The 23816-nt window shown below is 65.2% G+C and carries 22 protein-coding genes and 1 tRNA gene; 12 read left to right on the top strand and 11 right to left on the bottom strand.

What is annotated here, in order from left to right:
• Positions 1–66 precede the first annotated feature (66 nt).
• The gene (locus tag ABFP37_RS09180) at positions 67–657 is read right to left on the bottom strand and encodes a TetR/AcrR family transcriptional regulator (protein ID WP_347033357.1); all 591 of its coding nucleotides are present in this window, start codon (positions 655–657) and stop codon (positions 67–69) included.
• 122 nt (positions 658–779) lie between these two features.
• Between ABFP37_RS09180 and ABFP37_RS09175 the strand changes: the two genes are divergently transcribed.
• Positions 780–2699 (top strand): primary-amine oxidase, encoded by a 1920-nt coding sequence (locus ABFP37_RS09175; protein WP_347033356.1) that lies wholly within the window; start codon positions 780–782, stop codon positions 2697–2699.
• A 9-nt stretch (positions 2700–2708) separates the two neighbouring features.
• Positions 2709–3167: a hypothetical protein gene (locus ABFP37_RS09170; protein WP_078027382.1), complete on the top strand. Its 459-nt coding sequence runs from the start codon at positions 2709–2711 to the stop codon at positions 3165–3167.
• Here the strand turns inward: ABFP37_RS09170 and ABFP37_RS09165 are convergent.
• Positions 3115–3612 (bottom strand): hypothetical protein, encoded by a 498-nt coding sequence (locus ABFP37_RS09165; protein ID WP_347033454.1) that lies wholly within the window; start codon positions 3610–3612, stop codon positions 3115–3117. The genes ABFP37_RS09170 and ABFP37_RS09165 overlap by 53 nt on opposite strands.
• On the opposite strand from ABFP37_RS09165, the gene ABFP37_RS09160 reads away from it, so the two are divergent.
• Positions 3535–3921 (top strand): pyridoxal-phosphate dependent enzyme, encoded by a 387-nt coding sequence (locus ABFP37_RS09160; RefSeq protein WP_347033450.1) that lies wholly within the window; start codon positions 3535–3537, stop codon positions 3919–3921. The two genes, ABFP37_RS09165 and ABFP37_RS09160, sit on opposite strands and share 78 nt — an antisense overlap.
• Positions 3922–4312: 391 nt before the next feature.
• Here the strand turns inward: ABFP37_RS09160 and ABFP37_RS09155 are convergent, their stop codons facing one another.
• Entirely contained in the window at positions 4313–4864 is a 552-nt protein-coding gene (locus ABFP37_RS09155) for a flavin reductase family protein (RefSeq protein WP_347033355.1), read from the bottom strand.
• Positions 4865–5106: 242 nt separating this feature from the next.
• Here ABFP37_RS09155 and pstS point away from each other — a divergent pair, with 242 nt between their 5' ends.
• From pstS to pstB, 4 genes are all read left to right on the top strand, one after another.
• Entirely contained in the window at positions 5107–6225 is a 1119-nt protein-coding gene (gene pstS / locus ABFP37_RS09150) for a phosphate ABC transporter substrate-binding protein PstS (protein ID WP_078027381.1), read from the top strand.
• A 121-nt stretch (positions 6226–6346) separates the two neighbouring features.
• Positions 6347–7279 (top strand): phosphate ABC transporter permease subunit PstC, encoded by a 933-nt coding sequence (pstC, locus tag ABFP37_RS09145; protein WP_078027380.1) that lies wholly within the window; start codon positions 6347–6349, stop codon positions 7277–7279.
• On the top strand, positions 7280–8389 hold the full coding sequence (gene pstA / locus ABFP37_RS09140; RefSeq protein ID WP_078027379.1) for a phosphate ABC transporter permease PstA: 1110 nt from the start codon (positions 7280–7282) through the stop codon (positions 8387–8389). It begins immediately after the preceding gene.
• Between the two features lie 74 nt (positions 8390–8463).
• A complete protein-coding gene (pstB, locus tag ABFP37_RS09135; protein ID WP_078027378.1) occupies positions 8464–9243 on the top strand; it encodes a phosphate ABC transporter ATP-binding protein PstB in 780 nt (259 codons plus the stop codon).
• 41 nt (positions 9244–9284) lie between these two features.
• Here pstB and ABFP37_RS09130 read toward each other — a convergent pair whose 3' ends face one another.
• From ABFP37_RS09130 to ABFP37_RS09120, 3 genes are all read right to left on the bottom strand, one after another.
• Positions 9285–10301: an inorganic phosphate transporter gene (locus ABFP37_RS09130; RefSeq protein WP_078027377.1), complete on the bottom strand. Its 1017-nt coding sequence runs from the start codon at positions 10299–10301 to the stop codon at positions 9285–9287.
• A gap of 1 nt (position 10302) precedes the next feature.
• Positions 10303–10920 (bottom strand): nuclease PIN, encoded by a 618-nt coding sequence (locus ABFP37_RS09125; protein WP_078027376.1) that lies wholly within the window; start codon positions 10918–10920, stop codon positions 10303–10305.
• A 257-nt stretch (positions 10921–11177) separates the two neighbouring features.
• Positions 11178–11837 carry a hypothetical protein gene (locus ABFP37_RS09120; protein ID WP_056631802.1) on the bottom strand — a complete coding sequence of 220 codons (660 nt, stop codon included), beginning with the start codon at positions 11835–11837 and terminating at the stop codon, positions 11178–11180.
• A 235-nt stretch (positions 11838–12072) separates the two neighbouring features.
• Here ABFP37_RS09120 and ABFP37_RS09115 point away from each other — a divergent pair.
• From ABFP37_RS09115 to ABFP37_RS09105, 3 genes are all read left to right on the top strand, one after another.
• Positions 12073–12145, top strand: a tRNA-Lys gene (locus tag ABFP37_RS09115).
• Positions 12146–12270: 125 nt separating this feature from the next.
• The gene (locus tag ABFP37_RS09110) at positions 12271–13281 is read left to right on the top strand and encodes a LacI family DNA-binding transcriptional regulator (RefSeq protein ID WP_347033354.1); all 1011 of its coding nucleotides are present in this window, start codon (positions 12271–12273) and stop codon (positions 13279–13281) included.
• Positions 13282–13356: 75 nt separating this feature from the next.
• Entirely contained in the window at positions 13357–14382 is a 1026-nt protein-coding gene (locus ABFP37_RS09105) for a LacI family DNA-binding transcriptional regulator (RefSeq protein WP_347033353.1), read from the top strand.
• 133 nt (positions 14383–14515) lie between these two features.
• On the opposite strand, the gene ABFP37_RS09100 is transcribed toward ABFP37_RS09105, so the two are convergent.
• The 5 genes from ABFP37_RS09100 to ABFP37_RS09080 all read right to left on the bottom strand — a co-directional run bounded on the left by ABFP37_RS09100 (position 14516) and on the right by ABFP37_RS09080 (position 20703).
• On the bottom strand, positions 14516–15973 hold the full coding sequence (locus tag ABFP37_RS09100; protein WP_347033352.1) for a family 43 glycosylhydrolase: 1458 nt from the start codon (positions 15971–15973) through the stop codon (positions 14516–14518).
• A 141-nt stretch (positions 15974–16114) separates the two neighbouring features.
• Positions 16115–17131, bottom strand: a complete 1017-nt coding sequence (yjfF, locus tag ABFP37_RS09095) for a galactofuranose ABC transporter, permease protein YjfF (protein ID WP_185982351.1) — start codon at positions 17129–17131, stop codon at positions 16115–16117.
• Positions 17131–18162, bottom strand: a complete 1032-nt coding sequence (locus ABFP37_RS09090) for an ABC transporter permease (RefSeq protein ID WP_139362720.1) — start codon at positions 18160–18162, stop codon at positions 17131–17133. Before ABFP37_RS09090 ends, yjfF begins: the two co-directional genes overlap by 1 nt.
• Entirely contained in the window at positions 18159–19685 is a 1527-nt protein-coding gene (locus ABFP37_RS09085; protein WP_347033351.1) for a sugar ABC transporter ATP-binding protein, read from the bottom strand. Before ABFP37_RS09085 ends, ABFP37_RS09090 begins: the two co-directional genes overlap by 4 nt.
• Positions 19686–19764: 79 nt before the next feature.
• On the bottom strand, positions 19765–20703 hold the full coding sequence (locus ABFP37_RS09080; protein WP_347033449.1) for an ABC transporter substrate-binding protein: 939 nt from the start codon (positions 20701–20703) through the stop codon (positions 19765–19767).
• Positions 20704–20885: 182 nt separating this feature from the next.
• Between ABFP37_RS09080 and ABFP37_RS09075 the strand changes: the two genes are divergently transcribed.
• Positions 20886–21071, top strand: a complete 186-nt coding sequence (locus tag ABFP37_RS09075; RefSeq protein ID WP_347033350.1) for a hypothetical protein — start codon at positions 20886–20888, stop codon at positions 21069–21071.
• A 51-nt stretch (positions 21072–21122) separates the two neighbouring features.
• A complete protein-coding gene (locus ABFP37_RS09070) occupies positions 21123–23666 on the top strand; it encodes an alpha-L-arabinofuranosidase C-terminal domain-containing protein (protein ID WP_347033349.1) in 2544 nt (847 codons plus the stop codon).
• Positions 23667–23816: the final 150 nt, after the last annotated feature.

Here is a 23816-nt window from a genome sequence, read left to right as displayed (position 1 = left end):
CGGCGTCTCCTGGTTGGTTATCCCGGCAATCGCGGTCCGGGGGGGTGGGATCTTGAGGTCTCAAGGCTAGCGGGTCAGCAGCGCCAGGAAGCCCTCCAGTTGCTCACTCAGCCCGAGGTCGCCCTGGCCCTCCGGTGCCAGAGCGGCGGATATCTGGGCGCCGAGCAGCATGTTCAGCAAGTGGCCCGCGAGGGCGGCGTCGTCGACGCCGGTGGTGACGTCGCCGCTTTCCCGCGCCTCCGCGAGGTGTCCCAGCAGTGCCGCATGCCACTGGTCCATGGATTCCCTGTGGATGGCGGCTTTTTCGGGGTCGTTGACGGCCTTCTGCCAAAAGGGGATCACTATCCGGGCTTCGTTGATGCGCTCCTCGTCCAGTGGCAGCACCTCCACGCAGAACGCCCGCAGTGCGGCGATCCCTGACAAGCCGTCGGTTACCGCCTCGATCCGCTCGTTGGTCCGGTTGAAGACGTGGCCGAAGGCGAACGTCAGCAGGGTGTCCTTGGTGGGGAAATACGGCTTCAGGGCGCCGTTCGCAAAGCCGGCCTCGAGGGCGATCTCCCGCATGGTGGCGCCTTCGATGCCCAGCCGGGCGATGATCCGCCAGGTCGCATCCACCAGCTCCAGGCGCCGCTCGTCATGGTCAACAATCTTTGGCACGCTGCCGCTCCCCGGGAAATATTTGGCGTCTGGCTATTGTGAGCCATCTTACGGACGGTTATTCTCTACAACTATAGAAAATAAAAATCCCGACCGGACACGGTCCCGGACAAAGGTCGCCCATGACACTCGCACCAGCTGACGCAGCCACCCAGTACCGCCTGGCAACGGGCGCTGAAATCACCGGCGTGCAGGCCATCCTGCGCGCCGGGGGACTTCTCGGCCCGGAGAAGCGGATCGCGTACCTCGGCCTGCTCGATCCGGCCCGGGACGCCGCTCCGGACTCCGAGGACCGGCGTTTCCGCGTGTTTATCCACGATGTGTCCGGCGGGCGGCCCCTTGATGTCACCGTGTCCGCCACGGGCGGCACGGTGACCTCCGCCGTCGAACTCGACACCGCCGTGACGGGTGAACTCCCCGTTCTCGAGGAGGAGTTCGAGGTGGTTGAGGAGCTGCTGGCCTCCGACGAACGGTGGCTCAAGGCCCTCGCCGACCGGAACCTGGACGTCAGCAAGGTCCGCGTTGCCCCGTTGTCCGCCGGCGTCTTCGAATACCCGGAGGAGAGGGGCCGCCGCATCCTCCGCGGGCTGGCCTTCGTGCAGGACTTTCCCGAGGACAGCGCCTGGGCGCATCCGGTGGACGGCCTGGTGGCCTACGTCGACGTCGTCGGGAAGGAAGTCACCCAGGTGCTGGACGCCGGCGCCTTCGCGGTTCCCGGCGAGCACGGCAACTACACCGATCCGGAGCTCACCGGCCCGCTCCGCACCACGCAGAAGCCCATCAGCATCACCCAGCCCGAAGGGCCCAGCTTCACGGTCACCGGCGGCAACCACGTTGAGTGGGAAAAGTGGAGCCTGGACGTTGGCTTCGATGTCCGCGAGGGCGTGGTGCTGCACAACATCGCCTTCCATGACGGCGGGCGGAAGCGCCCCATCATCAACCGCGCCTCCATCGCCGAAATGGTGGTTCCGTACGGCGACCCGTCACCCGTCAGGTCCTGGCAGAACTACTTCGACACGGGGGAGTACCTCGTGGGCCAGTACGCCAACTCGCTCGAACTGGGCTGCGACTGCCTCGGCGAGATCACCTACCTCAGCCCGGTGATCAGCGACGCGTTCGGCAACCCGCGCCAAATCCGCAACGGCATCTGCATGCACGAGGAGGACTGGGGCATCCTGGCCAAACACAGCGATCTCTGGTCCGGCGTCACGTACACGCGCCGGAACCGCCGGCTGGTGATCTCCTTCTTCACGACCATCGGCAACTACGACTACGGCTTCTACTGGTACCTGTACCTCGACGGCACCATCGAGTTCGAGGCCAAGGCTACCGGCGTCGTGTTCACCAGCGCCTACCCCGAGGACGGCTCGGACAATATTTCGCAGCTGGCCCTCGGGCTGGGGGCGCCCTTCCACCAGCACCTGTTCAGTGCGCGGCTGGACATGGCCATCGACGGCTTCACCAACCGCGTCGAGGAAGAGGACGTCGTCCGGGAGCCGATGGGCGCGGGCAACGAACGCGGCAACGCCTTCTCGCGGCGGCGCACCCTGCTGGCCCGGGAATCCGACGGCGTCCGTGAGGCCGACGCACGCAACGGCCGCACCTGGGTCATCTCCAACCCGGACTCGCGCAACCGCCTCGGCGCACCCGTGGGCTACAAGCTCCACGCCCAGGGCCAGCCCACGCTCCTCGCCGACCCGGATTCCTCCATCGCCCGCCGCGCGGCGTTCGCCACGAAGGACCTCTGGGTCACCCGTTTCGCGGAAGGCGAGCGCTACCCCACCGGGGACTTCGTGAACCAGCACGCGGGGGGAGCGGGCCTGCCGGCCTACGTCGCCCAGGACCGGGACATCGACGGGCAGGACATTGTCGTCTGGCACACCTTCGGCCTCACCCACTTCCCTCGGACCGAAGACTGGCCAATCATGCCGGTGGACACCGTCGGCTTCAAGCTGCGTCCCGAGGGATTCTTTGACCGCAGCCCCGTGCTGGACGTGCCGGCGGGATCGCAGCCGGCCACCGGCGGACACTGCCACGGCTAGGCCCGCGCCGTGACAGCCCTGCGGGGATGGGACCGTGCCGCCGGCCCCATCCTCCGCCCTCGCGTCGTTGTCCACTACCGCGTTGTCGCGGCTGCGACGGCGGCATCCTGCCTGGTGCACCTCTGGCTCGTTGCGAGCAACCACCATGGGCTGTGGCTGAACCTGCTGATCCTCGCCATGGTGGGAGTCTGCCTGCCCTGCGCTGTCCACATTTGGCGCGACGGCAGGGTGGACGCCCTTCGCCAGGTGATGGCATGCGGGCTGGCGATGACCGTGCTGCACGCCGCCTTGCTCTTGGGTGGTACTGCCGCCGGCAGCGGGGCGTCCGGCCACATCCACGGGACTGCTGCCCTGCGGGCAGCAGGAGTAGCCGGATCCGCGGCGGATGGACTGCTGGCCATCGTCGCCCTGGAAATTACGACGGCGTTGCTCGCCGCCACGCTGCTGGCCCGGCTCCGGCGCCCGTGATGCTGCGGTGGTTGAGCGTGGCCGGCCACCGGTGCGTCAGCGGACCGGGTTGCCCAGTTCGCGCAGCGGCGTCTTGTGGGTTTCGCGGGCCCAGAGTGCGCCGGCGACCGCCAGCACTGAGGACGCGGCCCACTGAGGACGCGGCCACGATCCAGGCTGCCGGACCCCAGTTGGCCTTGGTGGCACCCACCAGGGCCGTTCCCAGCAGCGGGGTGAAGCCGGCGCACAGGATGCCGACCTGCAGCCCGATGGCCATGCCGGAGTAGCGCACCTTGACGTTGAACAGCTCGGAGAACCACGCCGGGTCCTCCTGGAACAGCTGGGCGGCGTGGACACCGTGCTTGGGGCCGTGGGCGGCGGGGGCTTGATGGCCGGGATCGCGGCCGCCGTCGAAGGCCTGGCCAATGTGGTTGGCGTGGAGCCCGCCAGCGCTCCCACGCTGCACGCTGCCCTCGAGGCGGGCGCCCCGGTGGACGTGGCCGTCTCGGGGATTGCCGCGGATTCACTCGGGGCGCGGCGGATCGGACAGATCGGCTCTAAGGTGGCGGTTCGAACCGGCGTGAAGAGCGTGCTGGTGTCCGACGACGAGATCATCGCCGCGCGCTCGCTGCTGTGGCCCGAGTACCGCTTGGTGGTGGAGCACGGTGCCGCGGCCGCCTATGCCGCGCTGACCTCGGGGGCGTACGTTCCGGCGGACGGCGAACGCGTAGCCGTTATCCTGTGCGGCGCCAATACGGACCCCTCCACGGTTTGACTGTCCCACCGGTTCATCCGCGATAGGAGCTAGCTGAGCTCAAGGAGAAGGTACGTCAACCAGCCGGCGGCGACACCACCGGCCGGAAAGGAGGTCCGGTCCCACGCGGTATCCAATGCTGTACGTGCAATGCCGGTGGCCCTCACCGCAGGCCTGGCCATGACCAAGATAGTGCCGGGACCGGCGCGTGGCGCCGTGGGTGCAGTGATTCGAACTGATACTCAATGTGATCCCCCCTGAGAATCGTGCGGGCAACCTGTGATTCTTTCCTTCTCACGGATGCCGGGTTCCCGCCTGGATGGTTATGCCTCAAGGGTGAACCGACAAAATCAGCGACTCCGTTACGTTGGCGCAATTTTGGCTCAAGTTCCGGGGGTCTTCTCCGGCGGGTCTACGGGGCCAGCCGGCGGAACTCGGAACCGAAGTGCAGCAACGGGTCCTGGGCCTCTGACGGCGCAGCGTCGCTGCCCATCGCCACCACCTCTCCGACGACGAGCAGATGCGTGGCGGCCGGATGAACCGATGCGGTCCGCAGCTCAAAGTATGCGATCGACCCGTCGATGATCGCCGCTCCGGTGGCCGGGCCGCGCCGGAACGGAACCTGCGCAAGCATCCCGTGCAGCGGGATGCCGGGGCTGGCCAGCCAGTTCGCGGTGCCCTGGTGCTTGGCAGGAAGCAGGCTCAGCGCCCACGTGCCTGCCTCTGCGACCGCCTCCCCGATGCGCGATTCCGCATAGAGGCTGACCAGCAGCGTCGGCGGGTCATAGGAAACTGAGAGGAATGCGCTGACGGTCGCGGCGTAATCCCGGTTGCGCAGCACCGTGGAAACCACGGCCACTCCGGCGGCGATGTCGCTGCTGAGCCTGCGGTACAGATCGATGTCAGCGTCCGACGGCGGCCCCTCGCCAAGGCGGTGCGCGTCAAGCTTCCCCGGTGTCTCCATGCAGCCCATCGTGTCACGCGCCGCCGGAACCGCGCCCACTACGACTGTGACGTAGCTAACGCAATGGTGACCCTGCAGGTGTAAGCAAATGTCCCGCCGTCGTTAACCTTTCGTTCACCTTGGACCCCAACACTCGTTACCTGCGGCCCATACCTTCATTGAAGGTACAAAAAGTACGCATCCCCCTGTCCGGACGTCTCCGGTTCGGATCGCATCAGAAAACCCTGGAAGGGGTACACCCAGTGAAGGCACTCCGCTTCGGCCGCCACGCGGCTATCGCTGTCATCGCCGTTGGCGCGCTCGCGCTCACCGCGTGCGGTTCAGACAACGCCACGAACTCTCCCGCAGGCACCCAGTCCGCTGCCGGCACCAAGGTCACCGGAACCCTGACCGGCATCGGCTCCTCTGCGCAGGGCGCAGCCATGGACGTCTGGAAGACCAACTTCGCCGCCGCAAACCAGGGCGCCACCGTGCAGTACTCCCCGGACGGTTCCGGCGCAGGCCGCAAGGCCATCATCGACGGCTCGGCACAGTTCGCCGGATCCGACGCCTACCTGAAGGACGAGGAACTCGCGGCCTCCAAGGCCAAGTGCGGTCCCGAAGGCGCCATCGACATCCCGGTCTACATCTCCCCGATCGCTATCGCGTTCAACGTTCCGGATGTCATGGACCTCAAGCTGGACGCCACCACGGCCGCCAAGCTCTTCCGCGGCGAGATCGCCAAGTGGAACGACCCCGCCATTGTCGCCCTGAACCCGGATGCCAAGCTTCCGGACCTCAAGGTCACCCCGGTCAGCCGCTCTGACGACTCCGGCACCACCAAGAACTTCACCGAATACCTGTCCGCCGCAGCGCCTGACGTCTGGAAGGACAAGGCCGACGGCATCTGGCCCGCTTCGCTGAAGGGCGAAAACGCCAAGGGCACGTCCGGCGTCGTCAAGACCGTCACCGACACCCCGGGTGCCGTGACCTACGCCGATGATTCCGCCGTCGGCGGCAAGCTGGGCACCGCCCAGATCAAGGTCGGCTCCGAGTTCGTCAAGATCTCCCCCGAGGCCGCCTCCAAGGCTGTTGACGCCGGCAAGGCCGTCGAAGGCCGCGCCACCAGCGACGGTGCCATCAAGCTGGACCGCACCACCACCGAATCCGGCGCCTACCCCGTCGTCCTGGTTTCCTACCACCTGGTCTGCACCACCTACCCCAAGCAGGAAACCGTTGACCTGGTCAAGGCCTTCGAGAAGTACGTAGTCTCCGAGGAAGGCCAGAAGGCTGCCGCTGAGTCCGCCAAGTCGGCTCCGCTGTCCGCAGCCCTGGCTGAGAAGGCTGCCAAGGCCATCGAGTCCATCAAGGTCAAGTCGTAAGGTTTGAACTGAACGCTGAAGTTCCCCGCCCAGCCGCAAGGCAGGGCGGGGAACTTAGGCGTGTCAGGCGCGGTTTCACCATGTTCAACACCTCCGCAACACCAACACCGAAGGGCCAGGTATGACCACCACCTCCCTGACAAGTTCCCGAGGCGCAGGCCGCGCCGGGGATAAAGTCTTCTCCGGAGCCACCCTGGCAGCAGGGTGCCTGATACTTGCCGTGCTGTTCGGCGTTGCGCTCTTCCTCGTCATCCAGGCAATTCCTGCCTTCACGGCCCCGGCCGCCGACATCCAGGGCGGCAAGGGCTTCTTCGCCTACATCTGGCCGATCGTCGTAGGCACGCTAATCGCCGCCGTCATCGCGCTGGTCATCGCCACCCCGGTCGCCATCGGAGTCGCACTCTTCATCTCGCACTACGCGCCGCGCAAGCTGGCCTCCGGCCTCGGCTACGTTGTCGATCTGCTGGCCGCCATCCCGTCCGTCATCTACGGCGCCTGGGGCGCAGCGTTCCTGGCCAAGGAAATCGCGCCGGCCTACGACTGGCTCGCAGCCAACTTGGGCTGGCTGCCCATCTTCCACGGTCCTGCGTCGGCCACGGGCAAGACCATCCTGACCGCAGGCATCGTGCTGTCCGTCATGGTGCTCCCGATCATCACGTCGCTCTCCCGCGAGATCTTCCTTCAGACCCCCAAGCTGCACGAGGAAGCCGCCCTGGCCCTCGGCGCCACGCGCTGGGAAATGATCAAGATGGCCGTCCTGCCCTTCGCCCGCCCGGGCATCGTCAGCGCCGTCATGCTGGGCCTCGGCCGCGCGCTCGGCGAGACCATGGCCGTTGCACTGGTACTTTCCTCCGGCGCCCTCACCGCCAGCCTGATCCAGTCGGGCAACCAGACCATCGCCGCCGAGATCGCCCTGAACTTCCCTGAGGCGAGCGGCCTGAAGGTCAGCACACTGATCGCCGCCGGCCTGATCCTGTTCGTGATCACCCTGGCCGTGAACATGGTTGCACGCTGGATCATCAGCCGGCACAAAGAATTCTCGGGAGCCAACTAAATGACCTCCACCCTTACCCCGGCCCGCAAGAGGTCGGCACTGACCAAGGGCCAGCTGCCCAAGTTCGCCCCGTACGCGGTCCTCGCCGTAGCGCTGGTCCTCGGCGCGGCCATCCTCGCGCTGATCGGCTTCAATGCCTTCGGCTGGGGAATCGTCTCCGCCATCCTCTTCGCCGCCGGACTGGTGGGCTGGAGCGCCGCCGTCGAAGGAGCACGCAAGGCCAAGGACAAGCTGGCCACCTGCCTGGTGGTGGGATCCTTCCTCATCGCGCTCCTGCCGCTCATCTCCGTCATCTGGACCGTCCTGGTCAACGGCATCCCGGGCATCATCACGCCGGGGTTCCTGGGCACGTCCATGAACGGCGTCACCGGCGTCTTTGACAACAGGGCCGCCGAAGGAGGCGGACCGGTCCTCGGCGGCATTTACCACGCGCTCCTCGGCACGGTCCAGATCACCCTCCTGGCTACGGTCATCTCCGTGCCGGTCGGCCTGCTCACCGCGATCTACCTCGTCGAATACGGCAACGACCGCCCGCTGGCCCGCGCCATCACGTTCTTCGTGGACGTCATGACCGGCATCCCGTCCATCGTGGCCGGCCTCTTTGCCGCCGCCTTCTTCTTCGCGGTGGTGGGGCCCGGCACCAAAACCGGCGCCGTCGCCGCCGTCGCGCTTTCCGTGCTGATGATCCCGGTGGTGGTCCGCTCCAGCGAGGAAATGCTGAAGATCGTCCCCAACGAACTCCGCGAGGCGGCCTACGCCCTGGGCGTCCGCAAATGGCGGACCATCCTCAAGGTGGTCATTCCGACGGCGATCTCCGGCATCGCGTCCGGTGTCACCCTGGCGATCGCCCGCGTGATCGGCGAAACCGCACCCATCCTGGTGACCGCCGGGTTCGCCACCAGCATCAACAACAACGTGTTCGGCGGCTGGATGGCCTCCCTGCCCACGTTCATTTACACCCAGATTCTGAACCCGACCTCGCCGTCCAACCCGGACCCGTCCTCGCAGCGGGCCTGGGGCGCCGCCCTGGTCCTCATCATCCTGGTGATGCTCCTGAACCTCGGGGCCCGCCTGATCGCCAGGATTTTCGCCCCCAAGACCGGGCGCTAGGCAGGTCACCGGCCGTTCCGGAACGAACAGCCGGGATCTAGACTCAATCCATACCAGCAAGTTAAAGGAACCTCATGTCCAAGCGCATCGACGTCAAAGACCTGAACGTGTACTACGGCAGCTTCCTGGCTGTCGAAGACGTCAGCATCAACATCGAAGCCAAGTCCGTCACGGCGTTCATCGGCCCCTCCGGCTGCGGCAAGTCCACCTTCCTGCGGACGCTCAACCGCATGCACGAGGTCCTTCCGGGCGCCCGCGTCGAGGGCGAAGTGCTTCTCGACGGCGACAACCTATACGGCCCCGGCGTTGACCCCGTCACGGTCCGCTCCCAGATCGGCATGGTCTTCCAGCGGCCCAACCCGTTCCCCACCATGTCCATCCGGGACAACGTGCTGGCCGGTGTGAAGCTGAACAACCAGAAGATGTCCAAGGGCGAGGCCGATGCCCTCGTGGAGCGGTCCCTCCAGGGCGCCAACCTGTGGAACGAGGTCAAGGACCGCCTCGAGAAGCCGGGCTCCGGCCTCTCCGGTGGCCAGCAGCAGCGACTCTGCATCGCCCGCGCCATCGCCGTGGAACCGCAGGTAATCCTCATGGACGAGCCGTGTTCGGCACTGGACCCGATCTCCACCCTGGCCGTTGAGGACCTCATCAACGAGCTCAAGGACCAGTACACGGTGGTGATCGTGACCCACAACATGCAGCAGGCCGCCCGCGTTTCGGACAAGACGGCATTCTTCAACATCGCCGGCACCGGCAAGCCGGGCAAGCTGATCGAATTTGCCGAGACCAGCACCATCTTCAACAACCCGAGCCAGAAGGCCACGGAAGACTACGTCTCCGGCCGCTTCGGATAGTCCCCGCCGCCGCCCTAGCCTCGCAAGCTCGAGGCGATGAGTCAGGTCGTGATCAGCGGCGACAGCGCGAGCTCAAGGACGAAGGCGCCGGCCGCCGTAGCGGCCGGCGTAAGAACCCAGAGGCACAGGATCCGGGTCACGAGTTTCCGGTGCGTCGTGGCGAAACTCTGGTTTTCCCCCGCGCCGAGCACAGCCGACGTCACGGTGTGCGTTGTGGAAATGGGCCAGTGCAGGCCGATGGCGCCGAGGAACAGCAGTATGGCGCTGAATCCCTGCGCCACCACGCCGCGCAGCGGGTCAATCCGGGTGAGCCGGTAGCCGACAGTGTGCGAAATCCGCCAGCCGCCAAAGAGCGTGCCCACGGCGATCATGACGGCTGACAGCATGGCCACCCAGACCGGGATCGAGCCTCCGCCGCTGTACCCGGCCGCCAAAAGGGCCAGGAGGAGGACGGCGCTGATGCGCTGGCCGTCCTGGAGCCCGTGGCCGAAGGCGACGGCCCCGGCGGCTATCGACTGTGCTGTCCTGAACCGCTTGTTGATGACGCTGGGCTGCGCATACCGTGCGGCCCAGGTGACCGGGAAGACCAGCAGGTACGCGCCGATGAAGGCGATGACCGGCGAGAAGACCAAGGGCAGCACCACCTGGAACAGCAGTGACTGGTCCACGCCGCCCACGGAGTTGCCGCCCACCACCACGCTGGCGGTGCCGGCACCGGCCAGGCCGCCCACCAGGGCATGCGTGGACGACGACGGGATGCCGCGCCACCACAGCAACAGGCCCCAGACGCAGGCGCTGGCCAGTCCGGCCGCCAGGATGGTCAGGCCGCTGTCGCCGCGGGGGAGGGTCACCCAGGTCTGGCTGATAGCCACGGCCAGGCCGGCGCTGAGCAGGGCGCCGATGAAGTTGAAGGCGGCCGCGAGCAGGACGGCCACCGTGGGCGTCAGCGCCCGGGTGCGGACGGCAAGGGCCACCGAGGTGGACACGTCCCTGAAGCCGTTGATGAACGCAAAAGCGGCGGCCAGGGCCACCACCAGGGCGAAGATGAACAGCGTCACGTCAGGATTCCTTGACGATGATGCTGCCTACCTGGGTGGCGATGCGCCGCATGTCCTTGGTGACGTCAACGAGCTGGTTGGCGATGTCCCTGTTCCGGGCGTACTGCGTGGATTTCATGTCCTTGAGCATGTCCGCCACCCAGATCCGGTGCGTCCGCTCGGCACGCTTGGCCAGGCGGAGGACCTCGATCCAGTAGTCCTCAAGGTCATCGAGGTTGTTGAGCCGCCGCATGGCATCAGCGGTGAGCTCGGCCTGGCGGCTGATGATTTCCAGCTGGTCGGCGGCCCGTTTCGGAAGCCGGTCCAGCTTGTAGAGCGCCACGAGTTCGGCTGCGGCGTCCAGCTTCTCGATTGCTTCGTTGAGGCACAGGGAGAGGCTGTACATGTCCTCGCGGGGCAGCGGGTTCACGAAGCTGGTGCGCATGTGGGTCAGGAGGGCGAAGTGCAGCTCGGCGGACTTGGCCTCGTGGTTGTGCATGTCCTCGACCAGCCGGTGATGCTCAGTGGCCGGTGCTCCCAAGATCTCCGCCATGGTGGCGCTGGCCAGGACGATCTGCCGTGCCAGCTGTGAGAGAAGGTTCAGCCCGGCGGGCTCCTGCGGAAAAAGGCGCAGCTTCATTAGTACCGGTCTCCGGAGGATCGTCAGGGCTGGGCACTGCGGATCGTGTGACTTGACGTCGCGCCCCCGCAGCTAGTCAGTACTTTACCGGCACCGGCAACCGGGCATGAAAATGGTGCCGAACCGGATACGCCTCTCGGCGGTAGGCCGCTCTAGGCGGCTAAATTTTGAAGCCCGGGGGTTTCGCGGTTCGGCACCAGTTTCAGTGTTCTACTTTGATCCTGCCAAGTCAACATTGACAGATCGGCCCCAATGGGTCAGTCAAGCTCGCCCAGCCGCCAGGCGTTGGCGGCATGTTCGAGGTCCTCGGCGGTCTTCACCAGGAGGTGGGAGTTGCGCGTCAGCTTGCGGGCGTGGACCTCGTTGCTGTGGTCGGCGCCGTCCGCGAGCGTGGCCTGTCCCAGCGCAACCACGCGGCAGAACGCGGCCGAACGCTCCAGCGCGACGTCGAAGTCGCCGTCGAACGCGCCGGACAGAATCGCATCAGCCATGGTCTTCATTTCGTCGGCGCCGGGCGGTTCGGCCGCGCCGGCAACCACGTTGGACACCTGTGCCGTGTCCTTGCCCGCCTTGAAGTACACGGAGATGCGCTCCGGGTCCTGGACTGTCGCCGCGCGGAGTGCATACAGCCGCCACAGCGCACCTGGAAGTGAACGGGCAGGGCTCTCGGCCCACATCTCTGCGATGGCTTCCAGACCCTGTTCGTCGGCGAGCTTCACCAGGCGTTTGGTGATGACGGGATCGTCGCTGTCCCGCCCGTGGCGCACCAGCGCCTGGGCAGCGAGGTGTGCCGCTTCGGACACGCGCGCCGGATCCGCACCGCCTGCGAATGGCTCGAAATCAATGGGCGCAAAAGGCTTTGGTTTGTGGTGCCGCTCCGCCCCGCCCGGGCCGCTGGTTCCTGCTTTCTCGCTCATGCTCCCACGCTACTCCTGGTCCGTGCGGTAATCGAGCGCGCTTCCGGAGCCTTTGTTCCGCGGAGTCGCGCGGTTTCCGCCGTCGCCGGTCCGTGAAGTGACCCGGACGACGGCGGCGGAAGGCCCCGTGCGAAAAGTCACCCCCGGACTGGGGTACAGTATTAACGTCCAGAAATGGACTGGAGCTGACACCCGCTGTGCAGGCCGTTGCGGCAGGCATTTCGACAGTCAGTTTGGGCCTTTAGCTCAGTTGGTAGAGCATCGGACTTTTAATCCGTGGGTCGTGGGTTCGATCCCCACAGGGCCCACTCTTTTAGCGAAGAGTGGAAAGTCCCCGGTTCCTGGCGACAGGAGCCGGGGACTTTTTTGCGTCCCTGCGCTTGGCGGGCGTGCGGCATTCGTGTTGCGGCGCGGCGTCGCGCAGAATAGCCCCATGACTAAAAGCAACGCGCGGCTGCCGCGGCTTGAGGACGTGGCGGAGCGCGCCGGCGTCTCGCACCAGACCGTGTCCAGGGTGATCAACAACCACCCCAATGTCAGCAAAGCGACGCGCGAGCGGGTGGAGGCGGCCGTTGCCGAGCTGGGTTACCGGCGCAACACCGCGGCCCGGAGCCTGGTCACGCGCCGGTCCCAGACCATCGGTGTCCTGGCCAGCGAACTCTCCCAGTTCGGCCCGGCCAACACGCTGCTGGGGGTTGAACAGGCGGCCCGGAACGCCGGCTACTTTGTCAGCATCGCGGCACTGAAGTCCGTCAGCCGCGAGGCGATCTTCGATGCCGTCAGGCACTTCATGGACCAGTCCGTCGACGGCATCGTGGTGAGCGTGCCGCATTCCGACACGCTGCTCGCCCTCGCGGAACTGCAAGTCGGCGTGCCGGTGGTGGCGGTGGGGTCGCTGGGAAACGACGCCGTGAGCGGCGCCATGGTGGACCAGACCCGGGGGGCCGAACTCGCCGTCGGGCATCTGATTGAACTGGGCCACCGGCGGATCGGTCACGTCGCCGGACCGCAGGACTGGATCGACGGCGTGGCGAGGGCCGAGGCCTGGAGCGCCGCCCTGCGGGCCGCGGGCCTTGAGGACGACCTCCTGATGACCGGCGACTGGAGTGCCGGCAGCGGTTACGAGATTGGCAGGAAGCTGGCCGCCGAACGCACGGCCACGGCCATTTTCGTGGGCAACGACCAGATGGCGCTGGGCCTGCTGCGCGCGTTCAATGAGGCAGGCGTCCGCGTGCCCGACGACGTCTCCGTCGTCGGGTTCGATGACCAACCGGAATCGGGCTACTTCACCCCGCCGCTCACCACCGTCCGCCAGGACTTCGAGGAACTGGGCCGGCGCTGCATTGACCTCATGCTCACCGCCATCGAGGACGGCGACAGCGTCAGCAGCACCGTGGTGGCTGCCGAACTGGTGGTGCGGCGGAGCACCTCCGCCCTTGGCTGAGCCCCCGAATATTCCCGCAGCCTGATCTTTGCCTTGGCTGGTAAGCTGATTGTTAGCGCTAACTAAGGAGGGGGAATGTCGGTAGGATCAGAGATCAGGCGTCCTCCCGTGATGGAGGACGTGGCCAAACTGGCCGGCGTCTCGCACCAGACCGTCTCGCGGGTCCTCAATGCGCATCCCAACGTCAGCGCCCAGACCCGTGAACGCGTCGAGCAGGCCATCCGGGACCTGGGCTACCGCCGGAACACCGCAGCGCGCAGCCTGGTCACCCGGCGGTCCCAGACCATCGGCGTCCTGGGCAGCGACATGTCCCATTACGGGCCCGCCAATACGCTGCTCGGAGTGCAGCAGGCAGCCCGGGACAAGGGCTACTTCGTGAGCGTGGCCAGCCTCAGTGAAGTCACGCCCGTGGCGATCAAGGACGCCCTCGAATACTTCATGATGCAGTCAGTGGACGGCATCGTGGTGATTGTTCCGCACGAGGCCATGTTCGAATCGCTCAGCACCATCAGCATGGCCGTCCCGCTGGTCGCAGTGGGTTTCGGCGTCGATGAGCGGCTGAGCGTCGCCGCGGTGAACCAGCGGATGGGCGCCACCCTAGCCGTGCAGCACCTTGTGGACCTGGGCCACACAGCCATCGCGCACGTCTCCGGGCCGCCGGACTGGATTGACGCCGCCGCCCGCATAGACGGCTGGCGCCGCACCCTCGCGCAGGCGGAACTGGACGACTCCGTGCTGATCCGCGGCGACTGGAGCGCCGAGAGCGGCTACCGCGCCGGGCTTGAACTTGCGGCCGCAGGAAACGTCACCGCGCTGTTCGCCGCCAACGACCAGATGGCACTCGGAGCCCTGCGCGCCTTCAGCGAAGCCGGGCTGCGCGTCCCGCAGGACATCAGCCTTGTTGGCTACGACGACCAGCCCGAGGCCGCCTACCTTGTGCCGCCCCTGACCACCGTCAACCAGGGTTTCAAGGAACTCGGGGCCCGCTGCATGCAAATGCTCCTTTTCGATATGGCCAACGGTCATTCGGGTGCATCGTCGGTGGTCAACCCCAGGCTTGTGGTTCGCTCCACCACTGCGCCGCCACACGCCGCGCACTGAGCCCGGGGGAGCGGTGGCTGGCGCGGCCGCACTTCTTTGGCGGCACACTTCTTTGAGTTGGTACACGCAGGGCCCGGCAGCTGGGAAGCCTGCCGGGCCCTGCGGGGATGCTGACTGCAACCGTGCCGTGCGGCTACGTGCTCTGGAAGAAGGTGGCCGCGGCCCTGTCGTTCTTGCCGGCTTTCGCCAGGGTGAGGACGCCCTGCCGGAGCAGGAGATAGGAGCCGGGGACATCGACTGACTCAAAGGAGACTCCGGCCGGATCCGAAAGTCCGCCCCGCTGGATGAACCCCGACGACGATCCGTCGGTGGACGCGATTGCGACACTTGAGCCCTGGACCCGAAGGTAACGTCCCTTGGTCAGGACAGGTTCGATGACCACAGAGTTCTTCTTGGCAAAGCCGGGCGCAATGCGGAACTGGGACGCTCCCAGTGCCGGCGCTGACGAGGCCGTGACGGTTGTCCCGTCGTGAACGAGGTAGGCGCCCGGGGCAGCGGCGGACTCCAGCCTGACTGGGAGTTCGCCGTCGCCCACGGGAACGCCGAAATCGGGTGTTCCGTCTGCCTTCCAGTGCAGACGCTGAACGCGGGCATGCCTGTTGGGGTCAAAGAGGGGGTTGCCGATCGGGTCGCGGTAGGACCTGGCGTGGTACACGAGAACGTCATTGCCCGCTTCGTCCACTGTGAAGGAGTTATGCCCGGGTCCGTACTGCTTTGACCCCTCAGATGTGCCGAATACCGGCGTCGGGGTCTTCGTCCACGACGCCGCATCGAGCAGGTCCGCGTTTTCGTCCGCAGTGAGGAGGCCCATGCAGTAGTTGGAGTCGGTCGCGCTGGCGGAGAAGGTTGCAAAGATCCGGCCGTTCCGCTTGATCACGGCAGGCCCTTCGTTGACTTTGTACCCCTTGGTTTCCCAGGCCAGCGTGGGGACGGCGATGCGCACCGGTGCGCTGGACAGGGTGGAGGGAGATGACATGGAGGCGATGAACAGGCTCGAATTCACGCCGGTATCGCTCTGCGCCCACAGCAGGTACCGCGTGCCCGCGTGCTCGAACGTGGTGGCATCCAGGGAGAACGTGTCTGCATGCGTGTACACCCGTACCGGTGGTTCCCACGCAGCGGTGGTCGGGTCCGCGGCGGCCGTGGATATCACGTAGATCCGCACCCGGAAAACATCATCGCTGTCGCCGGCGGCGAAGTAGATGTGCCACTTCCCGTCAAAGTGGTGCAGCTCCGGAGCCCAGATGTAGCCGCCCATCGTCCCGGTTGCAGGCCGGGTCCACACCACAGCCTCAGCGGAGCCGCCCAGCCCGGAAATGGTGGATGAAGAGCGGAGGATGATCCGGTCGTATTCCGGCACGGATCCGGTGAAGTAGTACCTGCCGTCGGTGTGCTTCATGAGCCACGGGTCCGCCCGCTGCGAAACGACGGGGTTGATTACCGGCGTCGATGGTGCGGGGGCTGCGGCGGAGGCAGGGGCCGTCATCAGCGTGCCGGCACCGGCGCCGGCCAGTATTACGGTGGCGGCCGCGGCGGTTCCGGAGCCGAGGAACGAGCGGCGCGAAAACTGCCGGTTGAGGGGATCATTCATGGTGAAGCGTCCTTCCTGGATTTCCTTCCCCGGGCGGGCGCGGGCGCGCCTCATCGGAGGCGGGAGGCCGCGCGCGCGGAGAGAGGACTCATTGATGAATCGGTGGTTAAGGGGAGTGCGGAACTGGCGGCACCTGGCCTGTTAGGCCGTCTTCCTGGCGAAGAGCCGCTGCAGCAGGATGAAGACGAGGAGCAGGCCGCCGATGACGATCTTGGTCCACCAGGAACTCAGTGTTCCGTCGTAGGCGATGAATGTCTGGACGATTCCCAGCACGAGGACTCCCACGACGGATCCAAGGACGTAGCCCGTTCCGCCCGTCAGCAGGGTGCCGCCGATGACGACGGCGGCGATGGCATCAAGCTCCATTCCCTGTGCTGCGAGGCTGTAGCCGGAGAGGCTGTAGAAGGAGAACAGAACTCCGGCGACGGCGGAGCAGAGGCCGCTGAGTGCGTAGACCAGGATTTTTGTCCTCGTGACCGGCAGCCCCATGAGCATTGCCGAGTGCTCGTTGCCGCCGATGGCGTAGACGGTCCGGCCAAAGCGCGTGTGGTGGAGGACGAAGAAGGCTGCGGCGACGATGGCTAGGGCAAGAACTACACCGGGCGAGACGAAGAGGTCGCCGGGAAGCGGGATCTGGGCCTGGGCAACGCTGGTGAAGAATCCCTCGGTGACGGGGATCGAGTCGAGGCTGATGACGTAGCAGAGGCCGCGGGCGAGGAACATGCCGGCGAGGGTGACGATGAAGGGCTGAATGTCAAAGTACTGGATGATCAGTCCCATGAGGAGGCCCAGGCCGCCACCGATCACCAGGACCAGGAGGATGACGGCGGACGGATTCCAGCCCTGCTGGAGAAGTGTGGCGCTGACCATCATGGACAGTGCGACGACGGCGCCGACTGACAGGTCGATGCCCCCTGTCAGGATCACGAACGTCATGCCGACGGCGAGCACGATCAGGAACGTGTTGTCGATGAAGAGGTTCAGGAACACCTGGCCGGAGAGGAAGCTCGGGTACATTCCGGCACCCACGGCGAACATGGCGATGAAGAGCCCCAAGGTCGCAAGGGTCGGCGCGTAGCGGGCGCCTCCGCGCATGCGGCTGCGGAGCGGCGACGGTTCCTTGACGGTCAGTGGCGTGAGGGTGGACAGGGAAGACATCAGATTGCGACCTTTTCCTTGGTGCCGGGGTTGGGTGCGGCTTTGAGGCTCCTCAACAGGTTCCGGGCCTTGGGTGCCTGCAGGAGACAAACGGTAATGACGACGAGGGCTTTGAAAACCAAAGTCACTTCCGGCGGGATTCCGAGAGTGTAGACGGTGGTGGTCAGGGTCTGGATGATGAAGGCCCCGATCACCGTCCCTGCCAGGGTGTAACGCCCGCCGGCGAGTGACGTGCCGCCGATGACGACGGCGAGGATCGCGTCCATTTCGATGTAAAGCCCGGCATTGTTGGCGTCGGCCGCGGTGACGTTGGAGCTGATCATCAGGCCGGCGATTGCGGCGCACACTGCGCTGAAGACGTAAACGATCCAGATGATGTTCCGCGAGCGGAGCCCGGCGAGGCGGCTGGCCACCGGGTTGATGCCCACGGCTTCGATCAGGGTTCCCAGCGCCGTGCGCCGGGTGAGGACGGCCGCCACGAGGAAGACTGCAGCGGTGATCAGGATGGAGATGGGAAGCGTGAACAGGTACCCGGCGCCGATTGACTTGTAGGAGTCATTCGAGACGGAGACGATCTGGCCGCCGGTGATGAGCTGGGCTATGCCCCTTCCGGCGGTCATCAGCACCAGGGTCGCAATGATCGGCTGCACACCGACCGTCGAGACCAGGAACCCGTTCCATGCACCCAGGAGAAGCCCCGCAGACACCGCGATGAGAACTGCCATGGCTGCCGTAACCGGCGAGGCAGGCTCCGGGGAAGCGGCGATGTAGGCGCACGATGCCGCTCCGGCGATGGCCACGACCGCGCCGACAGAGAGGTCTATGCCCCGGGTGGCGATGACGAGGGTCATTCCCAGCGCGATGAGGATGGTGGGGGCGCCGTTGCGCATGATGTCGATGATGCTGCCGTAGAGGTGTCCGTCCTGCATCCTCAGGCTCAGGAAGTCAGGCCGGAAAACCTGGTTCAGCAGCACGAGCGCTGCCAGCGCGATTACCGGCCAGGCAAGGCGGTTCTGCATAAGGGATTTCACTGCGTACCTCCGGCGATGACCGTCATGACGTCTTCCACTGAGACGCCGTCGTTCTGAATTTCAGCGACCATTTCCCTGTCCTTGATGACGGCGACGCGGTCGCTCAGGCGCAGGACTTCTTCGAGCTCCGAGGAGATGAAGAGGATGGACATCCCTTCGGTCGCGAGTTTGTTGACGAGTTTTTGGATCTGGGTCTTCGCCCCGATGTCGATTCCCCTGGTCGGCTCGTCGAGGATCAGCAGCTCAGGGGATGTGATCAGCCAGCGGGCGAGCAGTACCTTCTGCTGGTTCCCGCCGCTGAGGTTGCGGATCAGCGCGTCGGGGTTCGCCGGCCGGATGTCGAGGGTTGCGATGTATTCGGCGACGAGCTCGTCCTGGACACGGCGCGGAATGCGGCGTGCCCAGCCTTTGCTGGCCTGCATGGCCAGCATGAGATTGTCGCGGACGGACAAGTCTCCGATGAGGCCTTCTTCTTTGCGGTCCTCGGAGCAAAACCCGATGCGCTTATCGATGGCGGTCCGCGGGGAGCGGATCTTTTGGCTGACGCCCTTAACCTTTATGGAGCCTTCATCGGCCTTGTCGGCGCCGAAAAGGAGCCGGGCGATCTCGGTCCGGCCTGCTCCCAGCAGGCCTGCGAGGCCCACGACCTCCCCGGGGTAGATGGAGAGGTCCACAATCGAAACCGATCCCTTCCTCCCGAGTCCGCGGGCCTCAACGAACGGCGTCACCCCGGAGCCTGTCCTGGCACGTGTCCGGGCCGGTGCCTGGTCCAGCTCCGCGAGAGCCTCCATTTCCTTGCCGATCATCTTGGAAATGAGGCCCATGCGGGAGAGGTCGCGGGTCAGGTATTCGCCCACGAGCTTGCCGTTGCGGAGCACCGTCATGCGGTCGGAGATCTCGTAGACCTGCTCGAGGAAGTGGGAGACAAAGAGAATGGCTACTCCGCGGTCCCGCAGGTCCCGGATCACGCGGAAGAGCTGCTTGACTTCGTCGGCGTCCAGGCTCGACGTTGGTTCATCCAGGATGAGGACCTTGGCGTTGATCTCCACCGACCTGGCAATGGCGATGAGTTGCTGGACCGCGATGGAGTGAGAGGAGAGCAGGGATCCGGGATCAACATGGTTCAGGTGCAGTTCTGCGAGGACCTCACGGGTCCTGGACCGTACGCCCTTCCAGTCAATGGAACCGCGGCGGCGCGGCTCGCGTCCCAGCAGCACGTTTTCTTCAACGGTCAGGTTGGGGCAGAGGTTGACCTCCTGGTAGACGGTGCTGATGCCCGCTGCCTGTGATGCGGCGGGCGTCGAGAACTGCTGGTGCTCGCCGAGTACGGTTATCGTGCCGGAATCAATGGCGTACACGCCTGTCAGGGCCTTGATCAGGGTGGACTTGCCAGCGCCGTTCTCTCCCATGAGGGCGTGAACTTCACCTTGGAAGAGGCGGAAGTTGACTCCGTCGAGCGCCTTAACTCCTGGAAATCCAATAGCTATGTCGGTCATCTCGACGACCGGAACGATTTCGTTCATCCTCGTGTCTTTTCTGTGATTGGTGTGCCGTGCGGGGGGGGGGATCCGCCGCCGCACGGACGTTCAGGGGCGCCGTGGTTCAGTACGGGCGGCTGGCAAGAACCTGCTTGGCCTGCTCCTGCGTGAAGGCCGTCTCCTCGGTGACGACGCGTTCCGGAACGCTCTCGCCGGCAATGACCTTCTTCGCAAGGTCCATGAGCTGGTCGCCGAGCATCGGGCTGCATTCAACGATGTAGTTGATCTTGCCGCTGCTCAGCGCGGTCATGCCGTCCTTCACCGCGTCAATGGTGACGATCTTGATGTCCTTGCCGGGAACTTTGCCGGCCGCTTCGATGGCCTCGATGGCACCCAGCCCCTCGTCGTCATTGTGGGCGAAGACAACGTCGATGTCCGGGTTATTCTTGAGGAAAGCCTCCATGACCTGCTTGCCGCCGCTCCGGGTGAAGTCCCCGCTCTGCGACGCGATGATCTTCAGCTTCGGATTGGCCTTGATGGCCTCCTCGAATCCTTCCTTCCGGTCGTTCGCCGGCGCGGATCCGGTGGTGCCCTGAATTTCGACGATGTTGACCGTGTCGGAGGCTGCCTTGGAGTCCTCCACGACCCAGGCCCCTGCCTTCTTGCCCTCTTCAACGAAGTCGGAACCGAGGAACGTCTTGTACAGGGTCTTGTCCGACGAGTCCACCGCCCGGTCGGTGAGGATGACGGGAATCTTCGCCGTCTTGGCTTCCTTCAGCACCGTGTCCCAACCGGACTCCACCACAGGGGAGAACGCAATGACATCGACTTTCTGCTGGATGTAGGAGCGGATCGCCTTGATCTGGTTCTCCTGCTTCTGCTGGGCATCTGAGAACTTCAGGTCGACCCCGGCCTTCTTGGCCGATTCCTGTACGGACTTGGTGTTGGCGGTGCGCCACCCGCTTTCGGCGCCGACCTGGGCAAAGCCCATGGTGATCTTGTCACTGCCTGCGGCGTTGCCGGCAGCACTGCCGGTTCCCCCGCAGGCAGTCAGGGTGAGCATCGATGCGGCGGCAACCGCAATTAGGGATTTCTTAAACACAACATCCTCCCGGAAGCGTAGTTACATGCAGGCGGGAGACCTCGAACACCGCCATTGCTGCAAGTGAGCTGATGCGCTCTGCGACCCATTGTGAACGCTAACAAAACACGCCGTCAAGTAGTGCCGGGTCATAAATTGGTGACTTGCGCATCACGAGCGTCGATCCCCACGCGGCTATTGTCAAGGCTCTTTACAACGCCGCAAAGATGTCCAATACTTTTCCCGACGCGCATTTTGTTAGCGTTAACAGCTTTGTCACCCATTCACCGGCGGCCACGCCCGAGGACGGAATTGCATCCCGCGAAACTGTCGGCGGCCGCCCTGCCTGAGCTGCGCCGGCGAGCCGGCGGACCGTTCAATGGAGAAAGGCCATCTCTTCCATGCCATCAAAATCCCCGAGTCCCGCAAAGCGGGCCTGCACCATGGCGCTTGCCGGATCATTGGCAGCAGCGGTGCTGTCGCTGACCCCGGCGCTGGGCGCCAATGCAGAGCCGGCAACGAACCGAACCATCAACATCAACGCCGCCGAGGCGGGACCTTCGATCGATCCGACCATGTACGGGGCCTTCTACGAGGACATCAACCAGGGCGCCGACGGCGGCATCTACGCCGAACTTGTCCAGAACCGGTCGTTTGAATTCAACTCGGGGGACAACCGCACCTACACGCCCATGACCGCTTGGGAAACCCTGCGGCGGGGCAGCGACGGAACAGTCGTCGTCGTCAATGACGGCAATCGCCTGAACGAGAACAACCGGAACTACCTGCAGATCGACGCCACCAGTGCAGGCGCCGGCGGCGCCGCGGGGGTCGGCGTCCGCAACAGCGGCTGGAACGCCGGGCAGAAGCTCGAGGCACACAAGAAATACAGCTACTCAGTCTGGGCGCGGACTTCCAACCCTGCCGGCAGCAGCCTTGCTGTCACGCTGGAGACACCGGAAGGCACCCGCCTGGACATCGCCACGGTGAAAATCAAGGGCGACAAGTGGGCCAAGTACGATGTGACGATGTCGCCCAAGTCGTCCACCGGGGCGGGCAGGCTGGCGACAGTCGTTCAGGGAACCGGAACGGTCCGGCTCGACATGATTTCGCTGTTTCCGCAGGACACGTGGAACGGCCGGGCAAACGGCCTTCGTAAGGACCTCGCCGAAAAGATCGCGGCCCTGAACCCCGGCTTCCTGCGCTTCCCGGGTGGCTGCATCGTCAACACCGGAAGCTACGACACCTACTCAGCCCCCAATTACACGCGCGCCCGCACCTACCAGTGGAAAGACACCATCGGCCCGGTGGAGCAGCGGCCGGCGAACCGGAACTTCTGGGGCTACAACCAGACCTACGGCCTCGGCTACATGGAGTACTTCCAGTGGGCAGAGGATATGGGCGCAGTCCCTGTGCCGGTAGTTCCCGTTGGCGTTACGGGATGCGGCGACAACAAGTCCGCTCCCGATCAGGCCACCCTTGACCGCTATATCCAGGACACGCTCGACCTCATCGAATTCGCGAACGGCGATGCCAGCACTGAATGGGGTGCAAAACGCATCGCATACGGCCATCCGGCACCGTACAAACTTGAGCGGATCAGCCTGGGCAACGAGGAATACAAGCCCGAATTCAAGGCATACTTCACCCAGTTCTACAACGCCGTCAGGGCGGCCCACCCCGAGATCAAGATCATCGGAAACACGGGTCCGTTCAGCCAGGGACCGGAATTCGACGACCTCTCGCAATTCAATGCCCAGACCGGCGTGAACTTCGTCGACGAGCACTACTACAACACCCCGCAGTGGTTCCTGAACAACAACCACCGGTACGACTCCTACAGCCGCAACAGCTATAAGGTCTTCCTGGGCGAGTACGCCTCCCAGGGCAACAAGCCCGTCAACGCCCTCGCGGAAGCCTCCTACATGACAGGTCTCGAACGGAACGCAGACGTCGTCAAGATGGCGTCCTACGCCCCGCTGATCGCAAATGAGGCCAACACGCAGTGGAGCCCGGACATGATGTTCTTCAACGGAACCTCGATCCGGACCACCCCCAACTACGAGGTCCAGAAGCTGTTCATGAACAACGTCGGCACGCATGTGGTGCCGAGCACGCAGGAGAACCCGGCCTCGACCGTGGCGCCCATTGCCGGCAAGATCGGCCTGTCCACCTGGGCCACCTCCGCCCGTTACGACAACGTCAAGGTGACAGGCCACGACGGCGCCACCCTGTTCAGCGATGACTTCTCGGGAACGGCTGCGGCTTGGACCGGCAACGGCACCGGCTCCTGGTCCATTCGGGACGGTGCCTACGTGCAGTCAAGCACCACCGCCCAGAACACCATGGTCACCGCCGGAAGCCCGGAGTGGAGCAACTACACGCTGAGCACCAAGGCCACCAAGCTGGCCGGCTCCGAAGGCTTCCTGGTCTCCTTCGGCGTCAAGGACACCGGAAACTACTTCTGGTGGAACCTGGGCGGCTGGAACAACTCGAAGTCTGTCGTCGAGAAGGCCGTCAACGGCGCCAAGACAAACGTCCTGGAAAAGAACACGGTCATCGAAACCGGACATGAATACGACATCCGCATCGAGGTCGCCGGGCGCACCGCGAAGCTGTACCTGGACAACGTCCTGTGGGGCACCGTGGACGATACTCCGGCTGATCCCATCTACTCCGTGGTCACCAAGGACGCACAGTCGGGCGACACCATCGTCAAGGTGGTCAACACCTCGACGGAGCGGACGCCCGTAGACCTCAACGTCACCGGCGCGGCCAACATCGCGGCCAGCGCTGCCGTAACGACGCTCACCGAGACTGCGGACGGGCAGAACCTCGCCTCCGCGGCGAGCGTTTTCAACGGCGCAGGGCCGAAGTTCACCTACACCTTCGAGCCCAGCTCTGTGACCTTCATCCGGCTGGCCGACGCCGGCTCACGCAAATAGGCCAGCTCACGCAAGCAGGAACCCGCGTTTGACCGGGAGTGGGGGGGGGGGGGGCGCCCGCCGCGGCCGCCCCCCCCCCCACACCCGCCCCCCCCCCCCCCCACAAACACGGCAAAAAAGAGAAAACCAATACAACACAAAAAAAAAAAA

The sequence above is a fragment of the Burkholderia sp. RS01 genome (assembly GCF_039748055.1).
GTDB lineage: Bacteria > Actinomycetota > Actinomycetes > Actinomycetales > Micrococcaceae > Arthrobacter.
This window is presented reverse-complemented; position numbering and strand designations above follow the sequence as displayed.